The 24,440-nt window shown below is 62.7% G+C and carries 23 protein-coding genes; 10 read left to right on the plus strand and 13 right to left on the minus strand.

Going from position 1 to position 24,440, the window contains the following annotated elements:
- Positions 1 to 35: 35 nt before the first annotated feature.
- A complete protein-coding gene (locus tag ACOJB8_RS16710; protein WP_475013408.1) occupies positions 36 to 947 on the minus strand; it encodes a LysR family transcriptional regulator in 912 nt (303 codons plus the stop codon).
- Between the two features lie 212 nt (positions 948 to 1,159).
- On the opposite strand from ACOJB8_RS16710, the gene ACOJB8_RS16715 reads away from it, so the two are divergent.
- The gene (locus ACOJB8_RS16715; protein WP_475013409.1) at positions 1,160 to 2,137 is read left to right on the plus strand and encodes a zinc-binding alcohol dehydrogenase family protein; all 978 of its coding nucleotides are present in this window, start codon (positions 1,160 to 1,162) and stop codon (positions 2,135 to 2,137) included.
- Between the two features lie 43 nt (positions 2,138 to 2,180).
- Here the strand turns inward: ACOJB8_RS16715 and ACOJB8_RS16720 are convergent, their stop codons facing one another.
- The 4 genes from ACOJB8_RS16720 to ACOJB8_RS16735 are packed head-to-tail and all read right to left on the minus strand — an operon-like array spanning position 2,181 to position 4,869.
- Positions 2,181 to 3,113 (minus strand): MBL fold metallo-hydrolase, encoded by a 933-nt coding sequence (locus ACOJB8_RS16720; protein WP_475013410.1) that lies wholly within the window; start codon positions 3,111 to 3,113, stop codon positions 2,181 to 2,183.
- 53 nt (positions 3,114 to 3,166) lie between these two features.
- Complete coding sequence (locus ACOJB8_RS16725; protein ID WP_475013411.1) at positions 3,167 to 3,565, minus strand: cupin domain-containing protein; 399 nt, start codon at positions 3,563 to 3,565, stop codon at positions 3,167 to 3,169.
- 23 nt (positions 3,566 to 3,588) lie between these two features.
- The gene (locus ACOJB8_RS16730; RefSeq protein WP_069266424.1) at positions 3,589 to 4,068 is read right to left on the minus strand and encodes a carboxymuconolactone decarboxylase family protein; all 480 of its coding nucleotides are present in this window, start codon (positions 4,066 to 4,068) and stop codon (positions 3,589 to 3,591) included.
- A gap of 45 nt (positions 4,069 to 4,113) precedes the next feature.
- Positions 4,114 to 4,869, minus strand: coding sequence for an SDR family oxidoreductase (locus ACOJB8_RS16735; protein WP_342947277.1), 756 nt, complete (start codon positions 4,867 to 4,869; stop codon positions 4,114 to 4,116).
- Between the two features lie 182 nt (positions 4,870 to 5,051).
- Here ACOJB8_RS16735 and ACOJB8_RS16740 point away from each other — a divergent pair, with 182 nt between their 5' ends.
- Positions 5,052 to 6,629, plus strand: coding sequence for a winged helix-turn-helix domain-containing tetratricopeptide repeat protein (locus tag ACOJB8_RS16740; protein ID WP_475013412.1), 1,578 nt, complete (start codon positions 5,052 to 5,054; stop codon positions 6,627 to 6,629).
- A 185-nt stretch (positions 6,630 to 6,814) separates the two neighbouring features.
- Here ACOJB8_RS16740 and ACOJB8_RS16745 read toward each other — a convergent pair whose 3' ends face one another.
- A complete protein-coding gene (locus tag ACOJB8_RS16745) occupies positions 6,815 to 8,500 on the minus strand; it encodes a sialidase family protein (protein WP_475013413.1) in 1,686 nt (561 codons plus the stop codon).
- 468 nt (positions 8,501 to 8,968) lie between these two features.
- On the opposite strand from ACOJB8_RS16745, the gene ACOJB8_RS16750 reads away from it, so the two are divergent.
- Together ACOJB8_RS16750 and ACOJB8_RS16755 are read left to right on the plus strand one after the other, a co-directional pair.
- On the plus strand, positions 8,969 to 9,229 hold the full coding sequence (locus ACOJB8_RS16750) for a hypothetical protein (RefSeq protein ID WP_475013414.1): 261 nt from the start codon (positions 8,969 to 8,971) through the stop codon (positions 9,227 to 9,229).
- A 26-nt stretch (positions 9,230 to 9,255) separates the two neighbouring features.
- Positions 9,256 to 10,242: an aldo/keto reductase gene (locus ACOJB8_RS16755; protein WP_342947273.1), complete on the plus strand. Its 987-nt coding sequence runs from the start codon at positions 9,256 to 9,258 to the stop codon at positions 10,240 to 10,242.
- Here the strand turns inward: ACOJB8_RS16755 and ACOJB8_RS16760 are convergent.
- Entirely contained in the window at positions 10,239 to 11,288 is a 1,050-nt protein-coding gene (locus tag ACOJB8_RS16760) for a methyltransferase (protein ID WP_368602178.1), read from the minus strand. The two genes, ACOJB8_RS16755 and ACOJB8_RS16760, sit on opposite strands and share 4 nt — an antisense overlap.
- A gap of 402 nt (positions 11,289 to 11,690) precedes the next feature.
- On the opposite strand from ACOJB8_RS16760, the gene ACOJB8_RS16765 reads away from it, so the two are divergent.
- Positions 11,691 to 12,452: a bestrophin-like domain gene (locus ACOJB8_RS16765; RefSeq protein ID WP_368684517.1), complete on the plus strand. Its 762-nt coding sequence runs from the start codon at positions 11,691 to 11,693 to the stop codon at positions 12,450 to 12,452.
- Between the two features lie 66 nt (positions 12,453 to 12,518).
- Here the strand turns inward: ACOJB8_RS16765 and ACOJB8_RS16770 are convergent, their stop codons facing one another.
- Complete coding sequence (locus tag ACOJB8_RS16770) at positions 12,519 to 13,436, minus strand: AraC family transcriptional regulator (RefSeq protein ID WP_069266417.1); 918 nt, start codon at positions 13,434 to 13,436, stop codon at positions 12,519 to 12,521.
- A 96-nt stretch (positions 13,437 to 13,532) separates the two neighbouring features.
- Here ACOJB8_RS16770 and ACOJB8_RS16775 point away from each other — a divergent pair, with 96 nt between their 5' ends.
- From ACOJB8_RS16775 to ACOJB8_RS16785, 3 genes are all read left to right on the plus strand, one after another.
- Positions 13,533 to 14,282: an SDR family oxidoreductase gene (locus tag ACOJB8_RS16775; RefSeq protein WP_342947271.1), complete on the plus strand. Its 750-nt coding sequence runs from the start codon at positions 13,533 to 13,535 to the stop codon at positions 14,280 to 14,282.
- Positions 14,283 to 14,301: 19 nt separating this feature from the next.
- On the plus strand, positions 14,302 to 15,060 hold the full coding sequence (locus tag ACOJB8_RS16780; RefSeq protein ID WP_342947270.1) for an SDR family oxidoreductase: 759 nt from the start codon (positions 14,302 to 14,304) through the stop codon (positions 15,058 to 15,060).
- Between the two features lie 388 nt (positions 15,061 to 15,448).
- On the plus strand, positions 15,449 to 15,805 hold the full coding sequence (locus ACOJB8_RS16785) for a SpoIIAA family protein (protein ID WP_342947269.1): 357 nt from the start codon (positions 15,449 to 15,451) through the stop codon (positions 15,803 to 15,805).
- A 207-nt stretch (positions 15,806 to 16,012) separates the two neighbouring features.
- Here the strand turns inward: ACOJB8_RS16785 and ACOJB8_RS16790 are convergent, their stop codons facing one another.
- A complete protein-coding gene (locus tag ACOJB8_RS16790) occupies positions 16,013 to 16,897 on the minus strand; it encodes an alpha/beta fold hydrolase (protein ID WP_475013415.1) in 885 nt (294 codons plus the stop codon).
- A 103-nt stretch (positions 16,898 to 17,000) separates the two neighbouring features.
- Between ACOJB8_RS16790 and ACOJB8_RS16795 the strand changes: the two genes are divergently transcribed.
- A complete protein-coding gene (locus ACOJB8_RS16795; RefSeq protein WP_368684540.1) occupies positions 17,001 to 17,903 on the plus strand; it encodes a LysR substrate-binding domain-containing protein in 903 nt (300 codons plus the stop codon).
- Here the strand turns inward: ACOJB8_RS16795 and ACOJB8_RS16800 are convergent, their stop codons facing one another.
- The 4 genes from ACOJB8_RS16800 to ACOJB8_RS16815 form a co-directional block, all read right to left on the minus strand.
- The gene (locus ACOJB8_RS16800) at positions 17,904 to 19,376 is read right to left on the minus strand and encodes an NAD-dependent succinate-semialdehyde dehydrogenase (RefSeq protein ID WP_368684513.1); all 1,473 of its coding nucleotides are present in this window, start codon (positions 19,374 to 19,376) and stop codon (positions 17,904 to 17,906) included. It abuts the gene before it with no gap.
- Between the two features lie 82 nt (positions 19,377 to 19,458).
- Positions 19,459 to 20,250: a 4-hydroxy-2-oxoheptanedioate aldolase gene (hpaI, locus tag ACOJB8_RS16805; RefSeq protein WP_475013416.1), complete on the minus strand. Its 792-nt coding sequence runs from the start codon at positions 20,248 to 20,250 to the stop codon at positions 19,459 to 19,461.
- On the minus strand, positions 20,225 to 21,559 hold the full coding sequence (locus ACOJB8_RS16810) for an MFS transporter (RefSeq protein ID WP_069266409.1): 1,335 nt from the start codon (positions 21,557 to 21,559) through the stop codon (positions 20,225 to 20,227). The genes hpaI and ACOJB8_RS16810 overlap by 26 nt, the downstream gene beginning before the upstream one ends.
- Positions 21,560 to 21,616: 57 nt before the next feature.
- The gene (locus ACOJB8_RS16815) at positions 21,617 to 23,164 is read right to left on the minus strand and encodes a UxaA family hydrolase (protein ID WP_368602170.1); all 1,548 of its coding nucleotides are present in this window, start codon (positions 23,162 to 23,164) and stop codon (positions 21,617 to 21,619) included.
- Positions 23,165 to 23,370: 206 nt separating this feature from the next.
- On the opposite strand from ACOJB8_RS16815, the gene ACOJB8_RS16820 reads away from it, so the two are divergent.
- Positions 23,371 to 24,423, plus strand: coding sequence for a LacI family DNA-binding transcriptional regulator (locus tag ACOJB8_RS16820; protein WP_069266407.1), 1,053 nt, complete (start codon positions 23,371 to 23,373; stop codon positions 24,421 to 24,423).
- Positions 24,424 to 24,440 lie beyond the last annotated feature (17 nt).

A 24,440-nucleotide genomic window follows, 5' to 3' on the forward strand; every position in this document is an offset into this window, starting at 1 on the left:
TTCGAAATCATTCAGGAGTTCGAATGGTCTGCATCTTACTGCGGAAAATCCGGAAACAACACGGGTGCCATTTCAATCGCGAATTCCTTGAAGAGCCTGCACGGTTTCGAAATGTGCCGGTTGCCCAGGTACACGAGCGAGAGGTCGTATGTCGGGAGGCGCCACTGCGGCATCACCTCCACCAGCTTGCCCTCGCGAACAAGATCGGGCCGGACCACAGGGGGCAGTTCACCAATACCGGCACCCGCCAGCAACATGGAAGCGAGGCCCGCAAAATCGTTCATCGCGAACAACGGCTGGAACGTGAGCGTCTGCTTTTCCCCTCCATTCTCGTGCACGAAACACCAGCTGCAATCCGCCTTCCAGTGCGAAAACGCAAGGAGGCGATGCTCGAGCAGATCCTGCGGCTTTCGTATCTCCCCACAGCGCTTAAGGCACGCAGGCGTCGCAACGATGCGATGACGATAGGCCAGAAGGCGCCGCGCGACCAGCGACGAATCGCGCAATGCGCCAACCCGGAACACAAGGTCGACGCCGTCCGCGATATGTTCGACGTAGCGCTCGGTAACGAGAATCTGAAAACGCACATTCGGATAGCGCTTCTGAAATTCCAGGACAAGCGGCGTCAGCAAGGTGTCCGAAACGCTTGGCGGCGCCGAAAGGCGCAAGAGCCCCGAGACGTCCGAGAGATGGCTGGACGCGACGCTGTCGATGGCCTCACCCAGCTCGACGCCTCGCACGGCTTGCTCATACACCTCCTTGCCGAGGTCGCTAAGGGTGAGATTACGCGTGGAGCGCTCAAGGAGCCGAACGCCCAGCGCCTGCTCGAACTCAGCGATGTGCCGGCTGACCGTAGAGACCGGCATGCCAAGCCGGCGTGCCGCCCCGGAAAGGCTGCCCGATTCGACCACCTTTGCGAATATCACCAGCGAGTTGAGGTTCGCCATCGCTTTTCCATCCTTGGAAAACCATTGTGCGCCAATCGTCGGCGGCGCCGCAAGGATAGATGCCAACCCGGAGCACGAGCGCCCACGTGACATATCATGGCACGCTGATCTTTCCGGAAGTGGAAAACGATTTTCTGCATTACCGCCTACCGGAAAATCGCAGCTGCTCTATGGTTTCGAATAGACACTCGCGAGCCGCAAAGGAGGCGTCGATGACGACCATGAAAGCAGCAGTGATCCACGAGCCGGGTGGTCCTGAGGTGCTCAAGCTCGAACAACGGCCTATACCGACGCCGCAGCGCGGCGAAGTACTGATCCGCGTGAAGGCGTTCGGACTCAACCGATCCGAAATGTTTACCCGCCAGGGATTTTCTCAGAGCGTGAAGTTTCCACGCGTGCTGGGAATCGAGGCGGTCGGCATCGTGGAAGACGCACCGGGAATGGAGTTCGCCAAGGGCGAGACGGTTGCCACCGCGATGGGAGGCTTGGGGCGTGAGTTCGACGGCAGCTATGCGGAGTACACCTGCGTACCTGCCCGGCAGGTACAAAAACTGGTCACTGGCTTGCCCTGGGAAACGCTCGGCGCAATGCCGGAAATGCTTCAGACCGCGTGGGGCTCGCTGTTCAAGGCCCTCGCGCTGCAAGTGCGGGACCGGCTGCTGGTTCGGGGTGGAACGACATCGGTTGGACTTGCCGCTGCGGCAATCGCCAAAGCGCACGGTGCGTTTGTGATTTCGACGACCCGCAATCCGCAGAAAGGCGACGCGCTGCGTGCGAACGGCGCCGACCGTGTCGTCATAGACTCGGGCACAATCGCGCAGGAGATCGGCGAAGTGTCGCCCGGCGGCGTGGATAAAGTGCTGGAACTCATCGGAACCACGACGCTGAAGGACTCGCTGCGCTGCGCGAAACAAGGCGGTGTGGTGTGCATGACTGGCATTGTTGGCAACCAGTGGTCGTTCGACACCTTCAGTCCGATGGAAGTGATACCGAGCACGGTGAAACTCACCATTTACGACGGCGGAGTCAATGAATTCATGGCGACGCCGTATGACGAATTGCTGGCGCAGGTGAAGGCCGGAACACTTCGCGTCCCCGTTGGGAAGGTTTTTCGACTCGACGAAATCGTAGAAGCACACCGGTGCATGGAAGAGAACAAGGCCGGCGGGAAGATCGTCGTGCTGCCATGAAGGCGGCCTTCACGCCCGCCGATGATTGACAGGCGTTCATCAATCAGTAATCCCACTGCACCGGCACGAAACGGAAGCCTTTACCGTTCCTTGCAACGTGACCGATGGACGGGAACGCCACATGTGCTGCGGCCAGCAAAGCGCCGGTTTCAGCAGCGTCGGTGAGCAGCGCGATACGCACGTCCGCAGCCACGTCAGGATCGTGCTCGAAGCCATTCTGCCATTCGGGATGGTCGAAGCCGACTTCGAAAATCGCGTCGCCTGCGAACGTCAGTTTCTCGCCGTTCGAGGCGACGTCTACGACGCAATGCCCCGGCGTGTGCCCACCCGTTACGCGCGCCGACACGCCCGTTGCGACTTCGACGGTCTGATCGAACTGCATGATGTTTTCGCTGTAGAGTTCCGTGAACTTCGCAGCCGCTTTGCGGAGCGCGGGAGGAACGGCTTCCGGCATCACCGTCTTGCTGAAGTCCGGACTTTTCCAGAATTCCACTTCGGCCGCAGATACGTGAATGCGCACGTCCTGGCGCAGTCTGGCCTTAACGCCATCGACGTTCAGTCCGCCGACGTGATCCATGTGCATATGCGTAATCACGATATCGGTGATCGTAGCCAGGTCGATGCCAGCCGATTCCAGTCGCATCACCGACCGACCTGCACGGGTGAAGTATTCGAAACCGTCGCCCACACCCGAATCGATCAGGATCAGGCGTTCGCCGCTGCGCACGAGCGCAATATTCAGCGCCCAGTCGAACATGTCGCGTTGCAGGAAGCGACCGTCGAACCATTCGTTGCGGTCCGCTTCGCTCACGTTGGTGGACATGGTCGAGCTCGGAAGCGGCAGAATGCCATCGCTGATCAGCACGACGTCGATGTCACCCACGCGCACGGCGTAGCGGGAAGGCACGAGTTCGACTGAACCTGCTTTGCCAAGGTTGGCGGTAACAGGCTGCACATTGCGGGTTGCTTTAGTCATTTTAAGTAATCCTATTAATAGATTTCGTGAGCCGCGCCGGGCGACGGCATGGCTTACTTCGCTGGCACGAGAACCGGTGCGCCCTTGTCCTTGAGCAGCACTACGATGAACGTCGCGGGCTTCGTCTGGCTCGCATTGCGCCCAACCGTATGAACGTCGTTCGGCCCCTCATAAAACGTCTGTCCCGGACCGAGCGCGACTTGTTTGCCGCCCCTGACCTGCATCACGATGTTGCCTTCCAGCACGTAGATGAAACCGTGCGCATTGTGCCGATGCACGGGGTCCGACGCGCCGGGCGGATATTCCACGCGGATCATCAGCGCTTCCTTGCCCGGATAGTCATCCAGCGCCTTGGTCATCAGCGGCGTGACTTGTGCTTGCGCCGGCTCGTGCGCTCGCCCAGCGCCCGCAGCGAGCAGCAGCGATGCGATCAGCAATCTCGAAATTTGCATGACGCTACCCCTTTGCGCCGCGGTCAGGCCAGGCCCGACTTGTCCACGCCGAAGGCTTTGTCGTAGATCCCCGGCGGGATGCGGAAGCCGATGTTGACCCGGTTCCACGCGTTGATCGACATCACCTGGAAGGTGAGATCGGACAGCTCCTTCTCCGAAAACTGGGTCCGCACGCGGTCGTAGATTTCATCGCTCACGCCAAGCGGTGAAATCTGGGTCAGCGCTTCGGTCCAGGCCAGCGCGGCACGCTCGCGCGGCGTGAACAGGTTGGACTCGCGCCACACGGCGACGTGATGAAGACGCAGCGGACGCTCGCCATGGATCGTGGCTTCCTTCACGTGCATGTCGACACAGAACGAACAGCCGTTGAGCTGTGAGGCCCGGATATCGACTAGATGGCCGATGGATTCCTCGATAGCGGACTTCTTGAGCACGAGGCTGAATTCGACAAATTTTCTGAACAGTTCCGGGGATTGTTGCTGGTAATCGATGCGCTGGGTCATGGCATGTCCTTTATAGGGTTAAACAGAGGAAAATCGTTGCAGGAATCAGTCTTTCGCAACGGAGAGGCTGAGCCAGGTGTGAAAGCGCGTCGGGCCGACGCGATGGCCACTGCCGGCGACCAGGGTGCGGTCGTCGAGTTCGCTGCCGAAATAGCGTGCGTGGACATCGGCGATCACCGTGCGTGGATCCTTGTGTGCGGCGAGGAACTTGCGGGCCAGGTCGTCCAGCGGGAAGCGGTCCTGACCGGCGACTTCAATGGTGTCGTTCAATGGCATCCCCGCCGCAAGATCGGCGAGGACTGCGGAGACGTCGTCGGCAGCAACCGGCTGGATCAGCGCGGGCGAAAGGTGCACCTCGTCTCGCTGGGTGCCGGAGGCGATGATGCCGCCGACGAATTCGAAGAACTGGGTGGCGCGCAGCAGCGTGTACGGGACCGGCGACGCCTTGATCAGCGTCTCCTGCGCGGCCTTGGCGCGAAAATAGCCGCTTTGCTGGAGGCGTTCGGTGCCCACGACGCAGAGGGCGAGGTGGTGCTCGACGCCCGCAGCGTATTCGGCGGCCAACAGGTTGCGGCCCGCTGTCTGGAAGAAGGCCATCACGGCGTCGTCCTCGAAGGATGGCGCGTTGGCGACATCGACAACGACCTGCGCGCCTTCAAGCGCCCTCACCAACCCCTCGCCCGTCATCAAGTCCACCCCGGTCGAGGGGGATGCAGCCACCACTTCGTGCCCATCGCGGCCAAGCCGCCGCACCACGTTCGAGCCGATCAGTCCGCTGCCACCTATGACGACCACTTTCATGTTGCACTCCCACTGGCCAAGTTTACGAAGGGCTTGCCGCCTTATCCGATGGGTGCAGTATGATTTCCGGACGCGGGCGCCGCTTTGCCTGCACCTTGTATTTCCGTCCAAAATTCCTTGATCTGCTTCATCGGCGCGCCGGGTACCCCATGCCCGGCGGCCTTCTCGCGCTGGAGCCCCGAATGCAATGGGTTTTCGCTGACTGCACGCTGGACCTGGAACGTCGCGACTTGTGCCGTGCTTCCCAACCGGTCGCCACGACGCCGAAGGTGTTCGATCTGCTGGTTTATCTGGCGAGTCATCGCAACCGTGTCGTGGGACGTGACGAGTTAATCAATGCGGTGTGGGACGGACGCGTGATTTCCGAATCCACCATGGCGAGCCACGTCAATGCCGCGCGCACCGCGGTCGGCGATGACGGTCAGCAGCAGCGTGTGATCAAAACCGTGGCGCGCAAGGGATTCCGGTTCGTCGCCGATATCACCGAACGACCGCTGGCGCTTCAGTCCGGCGAGACAACCACGTCGTCGCCGCACGCGGCGCAGCTCAACAAGCCTTCCATCGCCATCCTGCCGTTCGTCAATCTCAGCGGTGACCCGGAGCAGGATTACCTCGCCGACGGTGTGATCGAGGACGTCATCACGGCGTTGTCGCGATACCGCTGGTTATTCGTCGTGGCACGTAATTCCAGCTTCACGTACAAGCATCGAAACGTGGATGTGAAGCAGATCGGGCGCGAGCTTGGCGTGCGCTACGTGCTCGAAGGAAGTTGGCGCCGGGCACAGGGCCGCGTTCGCATCACCGGTCAGCTCGTCGATGCGAGCACCGGCGCGACTCATTGGGCTGGTCGCTTCGAGGGCGTGCTCGACAATATTTTCGAGTTCCAGGATCAGATCGCCGACAGCGTGGTCGGCGCAATTGCGCCGCAGCTCGAACAGGCGGAGATCGCTCGCGCCCGGTTCAAACCGACCGAAAGTCTGGATGCGTACGACTTCTACCTACGCGGCATGGCGCGGCTTCATCGAGGCACCCGCGAAGCGATTGACGAAGCGTTGCCGCTATTCCAGCGCGCGTTTGAGTGCGACCCGGAATACGCTTCGGCGTATGCAATGGCGGCCTGGTGTCATTGCTGGCGCAAGGTCAACGGCTGGATGCAGGATCGCCCGCGGGAAATGGCCGAAGGCGCGCGTCTGGCGCGCCGCGCGGTCGAGCTTGGCAGATACGACGCCGTGGCCCTGGCGCGTAGCGGGCACGCCCTCGGACATCTTGCCGGTGACCACCTGGCGGAAGGCATTGCGCTTCTGGATCGGGCGTTGGAGCTGAATCACAATCTCGCCGCCGCGTGGTTCCTCGGCGCATTCGTTCGCTTGTGGCACGGCGAAACCGAACAGGCGATCAGGCAATTTACCCATGCGATGCAGCTGAGCCCGTTGGATCCGGAACGCTACCGGATGCAGTTTGGGTTGTCTGCCGCGCATTTGTTCATGGGCAACTTCGTCGAGGCCGCTGCGTGGGCAGAGAAGGCGATGCGGGATTTGCCCAGTTTCGGCCTTGCCCATGCAACGCTCGCCGCGAGTCAGGCCTGGCTCGGGAATCAACGGGAGGCTCGACAAGCTGCGATTCGTCTACGTGAACTGGTTCCCGATTTGCGTCTCGGCAACTTGACCGAATGGATGCCGATCCAGCGCAACGAAAATCTTGCCGTTTTCACGGAAGGCTTGGCCAAGGCTGGATTTAATCCACAACCCTGCAAGGATTGATGCGATCCGGCGAGCACACCGACGTTACTTCATGACAGTTTCTCTCGCAGTTCAACGAGGCGCTCTCGCCGCCGTCCTGACGAGGAGTGCACGCGTGTCCAACTTCCCGCGTCGGCCGAATCGGTCGTCTACACATGCTTCCCGATTCATGGGCGGCGACCTCCTGCGGCCGCCGCCGTTAGCGCTTACGGTAAGGTGATCTTACGGGTGTATTCGGCCGTCACGTTGGCACTCGTGGCAACACCGAATAAGGGGTAAATAGTTTTCGGTCCGCTAGCGGCCAGCCCCATGTAGTCGCCGAGGAAATGTCCGCCCGCTACGGGTGCGTTCAGGATGTTGAACGAGGCGTCAGTCAGTTTCCGTTCGTTACCCCAGTTGGCGGGGTTCGTGCACGCAGTGGCGGTCGAGCAGAACACCGCGAAATAGTCGCTGCCCTCGAAGCCCACAGGCGTGTTCGTGTCATTACGAAAGTCGTAGTAGGTCACCACGATCGTATTGCCGTCGCCCGAAGGCACTATCGCCGGAATGTACGCCTGCTGACGGCAGGGGTTCGTACCGTTCGGCGGCGTCTTGTTGATCATCACGGGTGCTGACCAGGTCGCCCCGCCGTCATCCGACTCGCTGAAGACGATCCCGACAATCGGAATCGATCCGGTGGGTGTGGTGCAGGTCCCGGACGAAAAGCGATCGTCCTGCCAGGCAAGATAGATAGCCCCCGAGACCGGGTTCACAGCGACACTGTAGAGAATAGCGGCGTCGCGTATCGGCTGACCGCTGTCAGGTGTGACCACGCCGGTGACCACGCCGCCGATCGTATGAATATTGTTGGTGAACGTCGGCCCCGACCAGCTCGCGCCTTTGTCCGTCGACTTGATATAGCCGATGCTCAGTGGAGATGGCGTGACGTTGATCGCGGTGAAGAAGTCGAGCACGGTTCCATCAGGCAGCACGCGCACCATGTTGTCGATTGTCTGCGCGTTCGTGCCAGGCTGGTAGATCGGTGCGGCTGTGCTCCACGTCACGCCATTGTCGGTGGACCGTGAGAAGAAGCTAGGGCCGGTGAAACTGAATTTGGAGGAGGGGGCACCACCCGCGCACGGCGGCGTCCCACATGTCGAAGAGAGGCCCGCCAATTGGCGCGCGATCTCAACACCGTCATTTTGCGCGAGCAGTTGGGCGCCCTCCTTCGTCGGCGGGAACACGCTCAACTGATCCCAGACCGCATAGACGTATTTGTTCGCGGTCGGATCCGCAGTGAGTGAGTTCTTGTCATTGAGCACGTGCGGCGAGTTGGTGCGGATCAGCGTAACGGGAGGCTGCCACGTCGCGCCGTGGTCAGTGGAGCGGCTGACCAGCATTCCGCTATTTCGGGCTCCGAAAGGAGTCGTCGGCTGCGCAGGGTCCAGTACCAGAGAGAAAAAGAAGGCCGTTCCGTCTTGCGCGAAATCTACCCAGGGATCGGAAGCTCGCCGGAATTTGCCTGCGGTGCACGCAGTCACGCCGGACGGAATCGAATTGGACCAGGTTGTGCCCGCATCGCTCGAGGCGACGCCGACGAGCCCGCGTGAACCGCCGTCGTTCCAGCGATCCTGCTGGTGGCCGGCGAGGAGACGGGACGGGTCGGTCGGATCGACCGCAATCCATGGCTCAATCGAGGTCGCCGGATACAGGACGCTGCCGAATGCCGATTCCTGCGCATGCACCTGGTCGGCGGCACATCCGCTGAACGGGTCGCCCGCGGCTACCTGGACGAGCGATCCGAGTGTTTGCGCGTTCGCGCCTGGGCCGATCGAGCACGCGAGCGCAATGACCCCGCCGCCTGCCACGCCCTGGAAAGCAAACCGGGATAAGCACCTGATATTGATTTTCATTCTGAGCCTCGCGAAAAAGGGAAAACGCCTGTGGACTTTCCGGCTGTCCGTCACCGGAGCCATGACTTTCATATCGTGATCTTCCGGTACATGTGAAACCGACTTGCCCCCACCGCAAAACCAACGCTTGCTACCGTCCGCGTAAACATGCAGCGAAGATGCCACTACCAAAACACACTAGGTCGCTGTAGGCGCATTTGTGTGAAAAAAACATTACGGATTCCGATTCATCACGCGGCGCCCTCACTAATATTGGCTTGGTACGAGGATTGCAGATCCACGGTCAAATCATGTATACGCTTGCAGAAGCATGGTGACGGAACTCCATGGGAGCCATAGACGACTGCGTGTTCGACGGCTCAGTTCTTTCAAACATCGTCGTTTTATTCGGAATGCTTATTTACCTGAAATGAGAATGATCGCGCTTCCACAAGCGTCACAAAGGAAGCGTTTCACGATATTCCCGGCGTGCTTCTGGACGAGATGGAGGACCTTATCCGGCACATGTCCCAAGCGCAGATCGATGCGAGTGACATCATCGACCAGGCCGGCAAGCCAAGCGCGCAGCTCGACGGCATGGGTCGTGTCTATTGCGCTGACTGCGAGGTCGCACCCGCATCGCCTTGCGACGACTCAATGGAGTTGGTGAGCGTCCCTTATCTGCAGGAGAATCGTGCAAGCAATCAGGAGTATCGTGCTAACACGTATCCGACGCGCGTGCCATGCTAGGTAGCTAGCCACCACAGGAGGGCAATATGCTGAACACGCGCAAGCTTGGACGTGAAGGACTCGCCGTTTCGGAGATCGGGCTGGGATGCATGGGGATGTCCTACGCCTACGGCACGCCCGACGACGCCGAGTCGATCGCCACGATTCATCGGGCGATCGAGCTCGGTTGCACATTCCTCGATACCGCTGAGATCTATGGTCCTTTCGCCAACGAGGAACTGCTCGGACGCGCGCTAAAAGGGCGTCGTCACGCAGTGACGATCGCGACGAAATTCGGCTTCAAGATCGACAACGGCGTACGCGGCCTCGACAGCCGCCCCGAGCATATCAAGGAGGTGATCGACGCGTCGCTCGTCCGGTTGCAGACCGATCACATCGATCTGCTCTACCAGCATCGCGTGGATCCCGACGTGCCGATCGAGGACGTGGCGGGCGCGGTCAAGGACGCGATCGCCGCGGGCAAGGTTCGCTATTTCGGCTTGTCGGAAGCGAGCGTCGATACCATCCGGCGCGCCCATGCCGTGCAACCCGTCTCGGCCGTGCAAAGCGAGTATTCGCTGTTCGAGCGCGGCGTCGAAGACAAGGTGCTGCCGGCGCTGCGCGAACTGGGTATCGGCTTTGTTCCCTACAGTCCGCTTGGCCGGGGCTTCCTGACCGGCAACGCCAGGCGGGCGGAGGACCTTCCCGCCAACGACTGGCGGGCAGCCAACGATCCGCGCATACAGGGCAGCAACTTCGATACGAACGTCAAGCTCGCAGATTTCATCAAGGCCCTTGCCGACGAGAAGTCCGTGACACCGGGCCAGCTCGCGCTCGCCTGGCTGCTCAAGCAAGGTGACGATCTGGTGCCGATCCCCGGCACCAAACGGCGCCAATACCTCGAGGAAAACGTGAACGCAGCTTCAGTTCGGCTGACGCCGGCGGATCTGGATCACATTCGGAGTTTCCTTGCCGGACACCAGACCGCGGGCACACGTTACCTGCCGCCCATGCTGTCGCATCTCGACCGCTAGCGCACGCCAATCACCATCGAGTTCTGCCCGCCCAGCGGTTCGACCCTGATCTCCCGAAAGCCAGCCTCGGTCATCCATTCGCGGCACTGCCTGGCGGTATAGTCGAAACCGCCGGGCGTCTCGACCAGCATGTTCAGACTCATGAGCAAGCCGAACGCATTGCGCCTGCGCTCGTCGTCGATCATCGCGTCGTAGACGATCAGACATCCGCCGGCGGGCAACGCCTGATAACTCCTCGCGAGCAGTTCGCGCTTCTGTTCGAGATTCCAGTCGTGCAGAATGTGTCCCATCACCATAACGTCGGCTGAAGGCAAGGCGTCCACGAAGAAGTCGCCCGGATGAAAGCGAATTCGATCCTCTAGCGCGTTCGCCGCGATGTAGTCGTTGAATACCGGAGCGACGGCGGGCAGATCGAACCCGATTCCCGCAAGATGCTCGTGCGTACGCGCAATCTCCGCCACGAGGGCGCCCTGCGCGGTCCCGACGTCGACGACCGAGCGATAGTTCTGCCAGGGAAACTTTTGCGCAATCTCCTTTGCCAGATCCATGCTGACACCGCTCATTGCGCCCAGAAACTCACGGAGTCCGCGTTCGTCACGATAGATTGCATCGAACGGGTTACCGCCCTCCTTTGCTTCGTTCTGCGGGAGCCCCGTGCGCAATGCTTCGGTCAACGAGCCCCAGAACGGATATAAGCGGTTGTTAGCCATGAGCAAAAATCCGGCGATACAACCCGGCCTGGATCTGTCCAGAAATGCATCGGCCTCGGCGGTATTCCGGTACAGCCCGTCGTCTCGATCCAGGACCCCTAGCGCGACCAGAGCGTCGAGGAAGTCGTGTGCCGATCTCGGATGCAACTGCATTTGATCCATCAGTTGTGTTGCTGTGCGCGGACCCCTTCCCAGAACGGTGAACAGGTCGAGTTCGACCGCGGAGAGCAGCGTCTTCGAGGCCCAGAAACCCATGGCCAGCTGAAGCAGCTTTTGTGGGGAGGCGGCAGATGCGTTCGCGGTTTCAGACGTCAAGGTGCTCAATTGCGTTTCCATTGTCTTGTTTCCTTTCGCAGAGATAGCAAGTTTCTCGATGGCTTTGCTTTGCTACACGAATCGTCTTTGCGTCAACAGAACACCTTGCGGGCGAAGACTATTCCGCGCTTACCTCATCTTCAGGCGGCTGGAAGCGCACGGCGTCTGAAAGAGTGCTTTGCTTCGGCAAGACCTCGACATGCCGCCTTCGAGCCTTCCGGAGCCGAATCGAGTGTATATACGGGAAAGTGAGCCATGATTTTTCCTTGGGAGTCGGACGCATGCATCAAGGGGCGATGACACGACAAACAAAGAGTAGTGATGCGCCGCAGCCTCGCCAATTACATGGGGTGTAATACAAAATAGTCGTTCAGGCATCCGGCGAAGGCAACCACGCCTCCAGCGAAAACGGAGAATCGAACCGTGCCACACCTGGGCATTGCGATCATTGTGTTTGCATGCGTGTTTAGCTGCGCCCTGCTCGGCCTGTATCTGCATACCATGCTGCCAGCGCATCATCTCGGCGACGAATCGGTCAGCGTCATTAAGCTGACGATTGGATTGATAGCCACCATGGCCGCATTGGTGCTCGGGCTGCTGATCTCGTCGGCGAAAAACTCATTCGATGCCGCGAACGCCGCGGTCGTACGCGACGCCACCGAAATCATTCTGCTCGATCGCACACTCGCCCAGTACGGTCCAGAGACGCAGGAGATCCGGGTCTTGCTGAAGCAGGGCGTCGCCACTGGCATCCAGAAGATCACCTCCGGCGATCCGGCTCAGCTGGCAAGCATGCGCAGCCCCGAGGAGCTTAAACGCGGGGAAAATATTCAACGCCGGTTGGCGCAACTGTCACCGAACAGTGAAACGCAACGCCGGCTACAGGCGCGCGCCATTCAGATCGCCGGCGACGTCCTGGCGATGCGCGAGCTTGCACTGCTGCAGGCGGCAGGCTCGACCCCGATGCCGCTGCTGCTCACGCTCGTGTTGTGGCTGTGCATCATCTTCGGCTCGTTTGGGCTGTTCACCTCACCCAACACGACGGTCGTCATCACGTTCTTTCTGGGCGCGATATCCACCTCTATCGCCATTTTTTTGATTCTGGAAATGAACACGCCGCTCGGCGGCATCGTCGCTGTCTCCCTCGCGCCCGTGCATGAGGCGCTCTCCATACTCGGACAGTAGTCGCCGCAGTACCGCCTGGAAATTTGCCGACGCGAACAGCCCTCCCGGCAACCCGCTCGCGCCTGCTTACGCGCCATCCGGGGCCACCTGCTCCTCACGCGCGTACTGCGTAGGCGGCCGGCCGACGTGCCGCGTAAAGGCAACGCTGAACGTGCTGGCCGAGCTGTAGCCGACAAGTTGCGCAATCTCGGCGATACGGCCGTGATTGCGACGCAACAGGTCCTTCGCGAGCGCCATGCGCCAGGTCAGCAAGTATTCCATCGGCGCGACGCCGACTGCGCGGCTGAAGCGTTCGAAAAACGTCGAACGTGAGAGCGCGGCCTCCTTCGCGAGCGCGGCAACCGTCCACGGCTTCGTCGGGTGCTCGTGCATCTCCCGGATCGCGGCCGCGAGGCGGCTGTCGGAGAGTCCGCGCACGAGCCCCGGTGGCGCATACGTTCCCGCCGTGGATCGCAGTGCTTCGATGAGCAGCACTTCCAGCAGGCGAGAGAGCACCACTTCACGCGCAGGCCGCTGCGCTCTCGATTCCTCGCGCACGAGCTTGACGAGTGTGGCCAGCCGTTCCTGGCCGCGGACATGCACGAGTTGCGGCAGCAGCGAAACCAGCAAAGATGAATCCGGCGACCCGAAGCTGCAGTGGCCCGCCACCATGCGCGAATCGACCGGGTGGTCCGCGGCGCCGATTCTGAATTCATTGTTGCCCAGCGCGACGGGCGTCACTGGCTCGACGTCCGGCGGGGGAGGCTCGAGGCTGCTCACCTCGATGCCATAGGACGCAGGAATCAGGACGAAGTCGCCGGCCACGAGTTCGAGCGGCGCGTGATCGTCGATCGTGATGCAGCACCCGCCATCGAGGATGACGCAATAGAAAGGCTCGCCCGCACCCGAACGACTGATGCGCCAGGGGCCGGCGCCGAGGACGAGTTTGGAGAAGCGCGCACTCGGCTGCAGCAGCGTCACGACTTCAGCCAACGGATCGATCATGGCCGGACTCCTGCAAACGAAATTCGGACCTTTGATTGTAGCAAGTACGGTCTGCGCGATCTATCGTATGGACACACGCAAACCAAAGGAGATTCCATGCAAACCGTGCTGATCACCGGCTGCTCGTCCGGCTTCGGGCTCGAGATCGCCCGCTACTTCCTGGCCCGTGACTGGCGGGTCGTCGCCACGATGCGTACGCCGCGTGACGACGTGCTGCCGCCTTCGGAACATCTGCGCGTGCTGGCGCTCGACGTCACGAAGCCGGAAAGCATACGCGCGGCCGTCATGGCTGCGGGCCCGATCGACGTCCTCGTCAACAATGCGGGCTTTGGCGCGGCGTCCCCGGCTGAGCTTGTTCCGATCGACGCCGTGCGCGAGGTCTTCGAGACCAACACGTTCGGCACGATCGCGGTGACGCAAGCCGTGCTGCCCCAGTTCCGCGCGCGCAAGGCCGGCGTCGTCGTGAACGTTACGTCGAGCGTGACGCTGAAGGCGCTGCCGCTGATCGGCGCGTACCGCGCGAGCAAGGCGGCGGTGAACGCGTTCACCGAGTCGATGGCGCTCGAACTCGAACCGTTCGGCGTGCGAGTGCGCCTCGTGCTACCAGGCCGTTCGCTGGAGACGCGCTTTGGAGAGAACGCGCGTGCCCACATCCACGGCTTCGACAATGAGGCCTATGCGGGTCTCGTCAAAGAAGTCATCGCGCGTCTGGAGGACACGGCGTCCCCGCTCACCCAGGCACAGGACGTCGCCGAAGCCGTGTGGCGCGCGGCGACCGATCCCTCGACTCCGATGCACATTCCCGCCGGTGCCGATGCACAGGCGTGGGCAGCTGAGGCGAGCTAATCAACACCAGGAGATTTGCATGCAGGACAATGTCATCGCGCTCGTCACCGGCGCCAATCAGGGAATCGGTCTGCAGATCGCGAAGGATCTCGCGTCACACGGCCTCACGGTGCTCGTCGGGTCGCGCAATTTCGAACGCGGTGAGGCCGCGGCCAGGGAGATTGGGCCGAACGCGCGTGCGCTCCAGCTCGACGTGACGGATCAGGCTTCGATCGCCGCCGCCGCGCAGCGCATTCGCGACGAGCATGGCCGCCTCGACGTGCTCGTCAACAACGCCGCGATTTCGAGCACGAACCGGCAGCCCGGCCAGTCCGTGGAGGACTTCGCGAAGACCACCCGCCCGAGCAATGTCTCTTTCGACGAAATGCGCGCGGTGTGGGACACCAACGTGTTCGGCGTGCTGGCCGTTTATCAGGCGATGCTGCCGCTCCTGCGCAAATCGATGGCCGCCTGCATCCTCAACGTGTCGAGTGGTGTGGGATCGCTCACGACAAACTCGGACCCTGCGTTCCCGTGGCGCTCGATCTTCGGTCCGGTGTACCCCGCGTCCAAGACGGCGCTCAACGCATTGACCGTTGCCATGGCGATCGAACTGGAACCGGAGGGCATCAGGGTCAACGCCGTTTCGCCGGGCTACACGCGCACGAACCTGAACGGCTTCACCGGCACGGAGACCGTCGAGGAAGGTGCCCGCGAAGCGGTACGCGTCATTCTGCTGGGTCCGAACGGCCCGTCGGGGACATTCACCCGCTGGGAAAATCAGACGATTCCGTGGTGAACGAGGGGCCGCCGCTGAAGCACCCTCATTAAAAGCGACGCGGCCGATCTAGCCCAGACTGCAGCGCACCGCAAGATTCCCTAATTTTGTTGTTGCGCCGTGTCGACACGAAGCGCCGCTATTTTTTTCGGCTAGATGAATGTCACACAGCTTGAGTAATCTGGCTATGCGCCTGCACACGGAATAGCCCCCGTCAGGTGCCCCCCTCGGCCGCGTCCCTGTATGCGGCTTTTTTTATGCACTGCAAACATTTGAGGCGGCTTTCAAAAGGCACACCACTTTCTTGCGGGCAGCATGGCGCATGAAAAGGGGTACTATGAAAGTGCTGTCGAACGCCAGGCCTCGCCGCGCCTGAGCGTGTAACGTCTCCTTACCATGGGGGCCCGCCATGATCCAGTATCACTCCACTCCCGATTCGCCCGTCGTCGAAATCACCGTCGAAGGCAAAATCACCGACCACGATTTGCGCGAAGCCATCGAGCGCATGCGTGGCGATCTTGAACTGAACGGGAAAACCCGTGTGCTCGAACGCATCGAGCATTTCAGCGGTATCGAGCCAAAGGCGCTGTGGACCGACATGACGCTAGGCGTGTCCGTCGCCCGCAAGGTCACGCGCGCCGCGGTGGTGGCCGATGCGGCCTGGATTCGCGCCTCGATGCATTTGGCGCGATTCTTTACCAAGGCTGAAATCAAGGCGTTCCACGTCAACGAGCTGGAACAGGCGCGTGCCTGGATCAACGCGTGAACGTCGCCTGCAACCGCACGCTTCGGACGGTGGGCGGCGAGGAGCCGCCCACTGTTCCCCAACGTCGGATTGACTGATTTCGCAGTCACGATGCGTTTCGCCTTCATGGCAGCAGGCAGCGCCGTATCGAGGACGGCGTGGACACAATTTATTCCGGCAGATCGACGAAGGGTCGCCAAGTACCGCCAAGCCCCCTGCGCGTAGCGCCTATCGACAGAACCGCAAAATCGCATCGGCAACGTCCTTTGGCGCTTCGCGCTGCGGGAAGTGGCCTACGCCATCGAGTACCTTCCTCTCATACCGTCCAACGAACAACGACTCCCGCCCGCTGGAACTATCGGGATGGTTGCAGGTGTCCGCGCCGCCGTGCAGCACCAACGTTGCGACCGACAGCCTCGGCGCGGGATTCAGACGCGCCTCATCCTCGGCATAGGCAGGGTCGCCGTCGACAAAGCCCCAACGGTGCCGGTAGCTATGAAGCACGACCTCTGCCCAATCGTCGCCCTCGAATGCCTGCGCCGCTTCGTCGAAGTCGGCCGGCGCATACCAGCCAGCCGGCGCCCAGGTATCCCACATCTGCCGGGCGAAAGCCTCACGTTCGTCCCGCACCACGCGAGCGCCTCGCGGCGTCGCCATGAACCAGTGGTACCAGTAATTGCGCACCTGCTGCAGGGTCAGCATCTGGTTCGGATCATTGGTACCGTATCCCACCGATAGCATCACCAGATGAGAAGCCACGCCGTCACGCAGGCCGCACGCATTCGCGACCGCGCGTGCGCCCCAATCATGGCCGACCAATACCGGCTGCTCAACGCCCAGCACGGCGAGAAAATCCAGAAGATCGCGGCCCAGCGCGGACAACTGGCCGCTGCGCGGCGTGGCCGTATCGCGGAAGCGGGTGGGTGCGAAGCCCCGCAGCGCCGGCGCGAGAACGCGGTAACCCGCATCGGCCAGAATGGGCGCGACGTTCTTCCAGGACTGGGGGCTGTCCGGCCAGCCGTGCACCAGCACCGCTGTGCGCGCCCCCTGCGGGTTCCATTCGAGCCAGGCGATGTCGAGCCGCCCGGTGGCGGCATGCTGGTAGGTGTTCATCGTGTTCCTCGTGCAAACAGGGAAGTCCCACGATAGCTCGACGCCTCGTGCCGATTGGTGAATAATCACTAATCATTGGTGATTTTTCGCGTTGAATGATCTGATGGACACGCTGCCCACTGCCGACGGTGTTCCGCTCGATACCGTGTTGCTGCGCACTTTTTTCGAAGTCGTGGACAGCGGCAGCTTTGCCACGGCCGCCGAGCGTCTGGCGCTGACCCCTTCGGCCGTGAGCGGACATATCAAGCGCCTCGAACAGATCGTCGGTGTCGGACTACTGACACGCACGACTCGCCACCTGGAATTGACGCAAGCCGGCGACACCTTGTACGCCTACGGCCGAAACATCCTGGATCTGGAACGCGAAGTCCGCGCGAAACTACGCGGTACGCCGCTGCGCGGGCTGCTGCGAGTCGGTGCATCGGAAGATTTCGCGGGCGCGTGGCTGCCCCAGGTGTTGCAGCGTTTTCGCCGCCAGCATCCCGAAGCGACAATCGACCTGAGAGTCGGCATCACGGCCGATCTGTTGCGTCAGCAGGAGCGCGGCCGTCTGGATCTCGTGTTCGGCAAGCAATGCAGCCGTGTCGGCAAAGGCGGCACGCTGCTGTGGGAAGAGCCGCTAGTCTGGGCCTACGCGGAAGATGCGGATCTGGATCTCGACCAGCCGCTGCCGCTGGCCGCTTTCCCCGATCCCTGCATTTATCGCGAGTCGGCGATCACCGCACTGAACAAAGCCGGTCGAGCGTGGCGCCTGGTGTTCGAGAGCAGCAGCATGGCGGGCTGCCTGTCGGCGGCGAGATCGGGTTTCGCAGTGACGGTCATCGCCGATAGTCAGCGAGTCGATGGCTTGCGCTTGCTGGGTCGCAAGGAAGGACTGCCCGCGTTGCCAGTTGCGCGTTTCTACGCGTTTCCTCGTACCGACTCGCCGGCCTGCGCGGCTTTGATCGATGCTGCATGCCGCGCAGGCCAGCAGGGCCGCTTCAGCCCACGCGCACTTCGCGGGTGATCAGTCGAGCCCGCCCTGGCACAAATACTTGATGCTCAGGTAGTCGTCGAGGCCGTACTTCGAGCCTTCGCGCCCATAGCCAGACTCCTTCACGCCGCCAAAAGGCGCCGCCTCGCTGGCCACGGCGCCTTCATTGATGCCAACGATGCCGACTTCCAGTTTTCGCGCCACGCGATCGATCCGGCGCACGTCGTTCGTGTAGAAGTAAGCCGCGAGACCGAAAGGCGTGTCGTTTGCGATCCTGATGACCTCGTTCTCGTCCGTGAAGCGGAACAGCGGCGCGACAGGGCCGAACGTTTCCTCGCAGCACAGCACCATTGCGTCGGTCGCGTCGGCGAGCACGGTGGGCGCGTAATAGTTCGGCCCCAGCTCGGCGAGCCGCTTGCCGCCCGCTAGTGCGCGCGCGCCATTCGCCACGGCGTCCTCGACGTGCTTCGCGATCTTCTCGATCGCACGCTCGTTGATCATCGGACCGATCTGCGCCTTCGGGTCCGTTGCGGGTCCCACGTGAAGCGCTGCGACGCGCTTCGCCAGCAGATCGCCAAATCGTTCGTACACCGATTCATGCACGTAGATGCGGTTGGGGCACACGCAGGTCTGCCCGCCGTTGCGGAACTTGGCCGCCATCAAGCCGTTGACGGCTGCCTCGAGGTCGGCGTCCTCGAACACGATAAACGGCGCGTTGCCGCCCAGTTCCAGCGAGAGCTTCTTGAGCGTGGCTGCCGATTCGCGCGCCAGATGCTTGCCCACTGCGGTCGAGCCTGTGAAGGTGATCTTGCGCACGCGGTCGTCGGCGAGCCAGTCGGCAACAGCGGCGATCCCTTTGTCCCGCGCGGCCGAGATCATGTTGAGCACGCCGTCGGGCAAGCCCGCTTCCTGCGCGAGCGCGGCCAGTGCGAGCGCCGTAAGTGGCGTGTCCTCGGCGGGCTTAGCCACGACTGTGCAGCCTGCAGCGAGCGCCGGTGCGATCTTGCGCGCGATCATTGCGAGCGGGAAGTTCCACGGCGTGATCGCGGCGACCACGCCAATCGGCTCCTTGATCGCGCTCATGCGCTTGCCGCGCTGTGTCTGCGGAATGATGTCGCCGTAGACCTTGGTCGCCTCTTCGGCAAACCATGCGACGTACGACGCACCATACGCAACCTCGCCGCGCGCCTCCGCAAGCGGCTTGCCCTGCTCCATCGACATGAGGCGCGCGAGGTCCTCGGTGTTCTCGACAATGAGCGCGTGCCAACGGTTGAGCACGTGCGCCCGCTCGCGGGGCAGCCTGTCGCGCCAGGCGGGCAAGGCGCGGCTCGCCGCGTCCGTCGCCGCGCGGGCGTCGGCGGCGCTGCTGCTGGCCACCTGCGCGAGCGTGCCCTGCGTCGCCGGATTCGTCACGGCGTAACGGTTGCCTCCGGCGGCGGCGATCCACTTGCCGTCGATGAAATTATCCTGTCGAAGCAGTTCGCCTCGCGTCAACTCCAAACTCACTGCGTGCTCCTTTCTACAAGGGATGTCGTGATCCGTTAAACCGTCGCGACGGGTGTGACCGGCGAACCGAACGCGCGCGGCATTAGCCCGCCGTGCGCACGTCCGCGAAATCGCGCGCGAGCTTGCGCGCCGCGTTCGCGAACATCAGGATGTCCACGCCGGTCGCGACAAACGTGCAGCCGAGCTCCAGGTAGTGACGCGCGAGCGCCGGGTCGGACGTGAGTGTGCCCGCCGCCTTGCCCGACGCGACGATCGTGCGGATCGCGTTGTCGATCGCCTGCTGCACTTCGGGATGCGTGGCCTTGCCGCGATGGCCCATCGAGGCCGCGAGATCGGCCGGTCCGATGAACACGCCGTCCACGCCGTCCACCGCGCAGATCGATTCGAGGTTGCCCAGCGCCGTCGCCGTTTCGGCTTGCACGAGCAGGCACACTTCGTCATCCGAAATATCTAGATAATCGGTCCGTAGACTCCAGCGCGACGCACGGCCCACGGCGCTGCCCACGCCGCGAATGCCATGCGGCGGATAGCGCACGGCGGCGACGAGCGCGCGTGCTTCTTCGGCGGTATCGACCATCGGCACAAGCAGGTTGCGCGCGCCGATATCGAGCAGCCGCTTGAGCAGCGCCGGATCGCCGTTCACGGGGCGAACGACCGGCTCGGCCGGGTACGCCGCCACGGCCTGCAATTGCGCGAGGATCGTGCGCAGTTCGTTGGGTGCGTGCTCGCTGTCGATGAGGAGCCAGTCGAAATCGGCCGTCGCGCTCACTTCGGCGAGATACGGATCGGCCATGGAAAGCCAGAAGCCGACTTGCTTCCTGCGCGCGGCGAGCGCGGCTTTGAACGGATTAAGCCCTGACGTCTGCGGGTTCATGAATGCGTGTCTCCTGTGAGGGGTCGCCGAATTGAATGGGTTCCACCTTCCCGAGGAGGAACAGATAGTTGAGGATCGCTATGCCGATCAGCGCCGCCGAGAACAGCAGCGCGGCAACGAACGAGCCGGTCGCGCCGACGATGGCGCCCGTGACGATCGGGCCGACCACACCGCCGAGATTCGACACCGTGTTTTGCAGCCCCGCGATCATCGAAACCGCATTGGGCGGCGCGACGTCGCCGGGCAGCGCCCACACCTGCGAGGCCGCGACCGTCGTGCCGGACTTCGCGATGCACAGCAGCAGCACCGCCACGAGCGCCGAATGCGCGAACGCCGCGAAGCCGATGCTCGACGCCATCACGAGCCCGATCACGAGAAAGAGCTTGCGCGTTGCCGTGAGAGAAAGCTTGCCGCTCGCGAAGACGCGATCCGACGCCCAGCCCGCGAAAATCTCGACGACGATCGACACGAGCAGCGGCAACGAGGCCATCCAGCCCATTTGCAGCACGCTCATGCCGCGTTCCTTCATCAAATACGTGGGCAGCCACGTGATGAAGAAGTACGAGTTGTAATTGATCATGAAAAAGCCGATGCACATCGCCCACACATTGCGGTGCGCAAGCAGCTTGCGCCACGGCGGACGCACGGGCGGCTGCGCGCTGTGCACGCCTTTATCGCTTTCGATGTGCGCGAGTTCCGCCGCATTCACGCGCCGATGATCGGCGGGTGAATCGGTGAAGCTCACTAGCCACACGACGAACCACACAACGCCGAGCAGGCCCGTGAGCACGAAGGTCATCTTCCAGTCGAATGCGGCCAGCATCCACGCGATCAGCGGCAAGGCAATCGCGCCGCCCAGCTTCGAGCCGCTGTCGAAGATGCCCGCGACGGTCGCGCGTTCCTTGCGCGGAAACCAGCGCGTGGCGATACCGGCGTTGCTCGGGTACGCACCCGCCTCGCCCACGCCCAGCGCCACGCGCAACGCGACGAGCGAGCGAAAGCCGCTCGCGAGGCCCGTCATCGCGGTCGCGAGCGACCACCAGAGCACCGCGAAACCCAGCACTTTCTTCTGGCCCAGGCGATCGGCGAGCAAGCCCGCGGGCAATTGCAACAGCGCATACGACCAGAAGAACGCCGACATGACGATGCCCATCTGCATCGCGTCGAGATGAAACTCCGACTGAATTTTCGGGGCTGCCGCCGAGAGCACCGTGCGATCGATATAGTTGATCGCGATGGCGGCCCACATGAGGCCCGCGACCCACCAGCGCATCTTCGATCGGCCATGCCGTTGTGCAGATTCGAGCATCTGCTGTCTCCCTTCCTGTTCTATTGATACCGATTCGAGGCGCGCAGTTACGCGCCTTCAGCTCACGATGCCCATGTGCCAAGGCACGAATTCGTTGTCGCCGAGTCCGAGCAGTTCGCTCTTCGTGCGCTCGCCGGAAGCCGCGCGAACTATCAGATCGAAGATGTCCTGACCCATTTCCTCGATCGTGCGTTCGCCGTCGATCACGAGACCGCAGTTGATGTCCATGTCCTCTTCGAGGCGCGTGAACATAGGTGTGTTGCTCGCGAGCTTGAGCGTCGGCGCGGGCTTCGAGCCGAACATGGAGCCGCGCCCCGTCGTGAAGCAGATCAGGTTCGCGCCGCTCGCGATCTGCCCCGTCACCGCGACGGGATCATAGCCGGGCGAGTCCATGAACACGAAGCCCGCGCGATCGATCGGTTCTGCGTATTCGTACACGGCCTGCAGCGGCGTCGTGCCGCCCTTCATCGCGGAACCGAGCGACTTTTCGAAGATGTTGGCGAGACCGCCCTGCTGGTTGCCCGGCCCGACCACGCCGTTGAACTGACCATTCTGGCCGCGCGTATAGCGCTCCCACCACGCGAGCCGGTCGAGCAGCTTCTGGCCGACTTCGGGCGACACGGCGCGGCGGGTGAGCATGTATTCGACGCCATGAATCTCGGGCGTTTCGGAGAGGATCGCGGTGCCGCCGTGCCGCACGAGCAGGTCCATCGCCGCGCCCAGCGCCGGATTCGCGGTGATGCCCGAGAAGCCGTCCGAGCCGCCGCATTCGAGACCGATCTTCAGATGGCTGACGGGCACCGGCGTACGGACGATGTCGTTTGCGGCAGGCAGCATGTCCTGCACGGCCTGGATGCCGGCTTCGATCGTCGCGCGCGTGCCGCCCGTGTCCTGCATCACCAGCGCGTGCACGGCCTTGCCCGTCTCCAACCCTTGCGAGTCGAGCAGATCGCCGACCTGGTTGCGCTCGCAACCCAGTCCGACGATGAGCACGCCGCCCAGGTTAGGATGACGCGCGTAGCCCGCAATGGTGCGGCGGAGCACGTCGAAGTGCTCGCTCGGCGAGGACATGCCGCAACCGCTGGTTTGCGCGAACGCGACCACGCCGTCGACATTGGGATAATCGCGCAGGCGTTCGGGCGTGAAGTAATCGGCGATATGGCGAATGACCGTGGCCGAACAATTGACCGACGCGATGATGCCGACGAAGTTGCGCGTGGCGACGCGGCCGTCGGGCCGCACGATGCCGTTGAACGTCGCGCGCTGCTCGGGCGCAACGTAATCGACTGGCTTTACGTCGAGACCGAAGCCTGGATCGCGGTCGAAATCGACGAGCGTGATGTTGTGCGTGTGAACGTGGTCGCCGGGCTCGATGTCGCGCGCGGCCACCCCGATCACGGTGTCGTACTTGCGGATGGGCTCGCCCGACGCAATGCGCCGCGCCGCCACCTTGTGGCCCGCGGCGACCTGCGCGCGCAGGCGAATCGCTTCGCCTTCGATCAGGACTTGATGCCCGATCGTCAGCGGCTCGCGCGCGATCAGGACGTTGTCGTTTGGGTTGAGCCGGATCAACGGCCCGCTATAGGACTTGTTGGACTGGAGCATTCGCCTGTCTCCGCTGACGATCCGGACGGCGCGCAGGGGCACCTGCTCCGGTCCCATGCGAGATGGTTGCTGGCGGCGCCGGGAAACGCGCTGCCTATCGTTCTGGAACAAAGTTACCGGTTAATGTAACCGGTAACATAGATGCCATCGTAGTACAGTTTTGGGATAATTGCCAACACCTTTTTGCAGCAGGAGCGCCCGCGCCCGTGACCAAGACCTCGACAGAATTCGCCCCGCCCGCCACCGGGACCGCGTCGCGGCGTGCCCGCAAGAACACCGGCCGGGTCACGCTCAGCGATCTGGCCCGTCTGACCGGGGTCACGAAGGTCACGGTTTCGCGCGCCCTCAACAACCCCGAGCTCGTTTCGGTCGAAACGTTGGAGCGCGTGCGCGAGGCCGTGCGGCAAACTGGCTACACGCCCGACCTGATCGCGGGCTCGCTCGCCTCGAATCGCAGCCACCTCGTCGTCGCGCTGATCCCGGCGATGGCGGGCAGCGTGTTCCAGGAAACCGTCGCGGCCCTGACCGCAGAGCTGGAGACGGCCGGCTATCAGTTGCTGCTCGGCCAGAGCGGCTACGACGAATCGCGCGAAGAGGCGCTGCTCGACGCCATCATCGGCCGGCGTCCGGCCGGCATCGTGCTCACCGGCGTGATCCACTCGGAGGCGTCGCGGCAGAAACTGCGCGCGGCCGGCATTCCCGTGGTCGAAACGTGGGACATCACGCGCTCGCCGCTCGACATGCTGATCGGTTTCTCGCACACGCGCGTGGGCGAAGCGGCTGCGCGCTACCTGCGTGAGCGCGGCGCGCGGCATCCGGCCATCGTCACCCCGGGCGACCGCCGGGCGAAGCTGCGCGCCGACGCCTTCATCGAAGCCTTCGGCAGCGAGCGCGAGATTCCCGTGGCCGCCGTGCCCTCACCCGCGCATCTCGGCGACGGACGACGCGCGTTCGCAAAGCTGCTCGACGACCATCCGCAGATCGATGCAATCTTCTGCGGCGCCGACATCATGGCGCTCGGCGTGCTCATGGAAGCCCATGCGCGCAAGCTCGACGTGCCGGGACGCCTCAGGGTGATTGGCTACGGCGACCAGAATTTCGCCGCCGACGCCGACCCGCCGCTCACGACGATTCGCATCGACGGCACGAAAATCGGCAAGCTGGCGGCGTCCATGCTGATCGAGAAAATCGAGACCGGCACGAGCAAGCGCGCGAAAGTGGACGTCGGTTTCACGCTGATCGAGCGCGGCTCGGCCTGAGATTCGTCGTCTCGCGA

The organism is Paraburkholderia sp. BR10141 (genome assembly GCF_056155635.1).

Coding starts and splice junctions, on each gene's coding strand:
- ACOJB8_RS16795 (WP_368684540.1), top strand. CDS start 17,001: ATGGACACGCTGCCCACTGCCGACGGTGTTCCGCTCGATACCGTGTTG.
- ACOJB8_RS16775 (WP_342947271.1), top strand. CDS start 13,533: ATGCAAACCGTGCTGATCACCGGCTGCTCGTCCGGCTTCGGGCTCGAG.
- ACOJB8_RS16810 (WP_069266409.1), bottom strand. CDS start 21,559: ATGCTCGAATCTGCACAACGGCATGGCCGATCGAAGATGCGCTGGTGG.
- ACOJB8_RS16715 (WP_475013409.1), top strand. CDS start 1,160: ATGACGACCATGAAAGCAGCAGTGATCCACGAGCCGGGTGGTCCTGAG.
- hpaI (WP_475013416.1), bottom strand. CDS start 20,250: ATGAACCCGCAGACGTCAGGGCTTAATCCGTTCAAAGCCGCGCTCGCC.
- ACOJB8_RS16745 (WP_475013413.1), bottom strand. CDS start 8,500: ATGAAAATCAATATCAGGTGCTTATCCCGGTTTGCTTTCCAGGGCGTG.
- ACOJB8_RS16755 (WP_342947273.1), top strand. CDS start 9,256: ATGCTGAACACGCGCAAGCTTGGACGTGAAGGACTCGCCGTTTCGGAG.
- ACOJB8_RS16725 (WP_475013411.1), bottom strand. CDS start 3,565: ATGCAAATTTCGAGATTGCTGATCGCATCGCTGCTGCTCGCTGCGGGC.
- ACOJB8_RS16710 (WP_475013408.1), bottom strand. CDS start 947: ATGGCGAACCTCAACTCGCTGGTGATATTCGCAAAGGTGGTCGAATCG.
- ACOJB8_RS16815 (WP_368602170.1), bottom strand. CDS start 23,164: ATGCTCCAGTCCAACAAGTCCTATAGCGGGCCGTTGATCCGGCTCAAC.
- ACOJB8_RS16740 (WP_475013412.1), top strand. CDS start 5,052: ATGCAATGGGTTTTCGCTGACTGCACGCTGGACCTGGAACGTCGCGAC.
- ACOJB8_RS16780 (WP_342947270.1), top strand. CDS start 14,302: ATGCAGGACAATGTCATCGCGCTCGTCACCGGCGCCAATCAGGGAATC.
- ACOJB8_RS16785 (WP_342947269.1), top strand. CDS start 15,449: ATGATCCAGTATCACTCCACTCCCGATTCGCCCGTCGTCGAAATCACC.
- ACOJB8_RS16735 (WP_342947277.1), bottom strand. CDS start 4,869: ATGAAAGTGGTCGTCATAGGTGGCAGCGGACTGATCGGCTCGAACGTG.
- ACOJB8_RS16790 (WP_475013415.1), bottom strand. CDS start 16,897: ATGAACACCTACCAGCATGCCGCCACCGGGCGGCTCGACATCGCCTGG.
- ACOJB8_RS16770 (WP_069266417.1), bottom strand. CDS start 13,436: ATGATCGATCCGTTGGCTGAAGTCGTGACGCTGCTGCAGCCGAGTGCG.
- ACOJB8_RS16760 (WP_368602178.1), bottom strand. CDS start 11,288: ATGGAAACGCAATTGAGCACCTTGACGTCTGAAACCGCGAACGCATCT.
- ACOJB8_RS16730 (WP_069266424.1), bottom strand. CDS start 4,068: ATGACCCAGCGCATCGATTACCAGCAACAATCCCCGGAACTGTTCAGA.
- ACOJB8_RS16720 (WP_475013410.1), bottom strand. CDS start 3,113: ATGACTAAAGCAACCCGCAATGTGCAGCCTGTTACCGCCAACCTTGGC.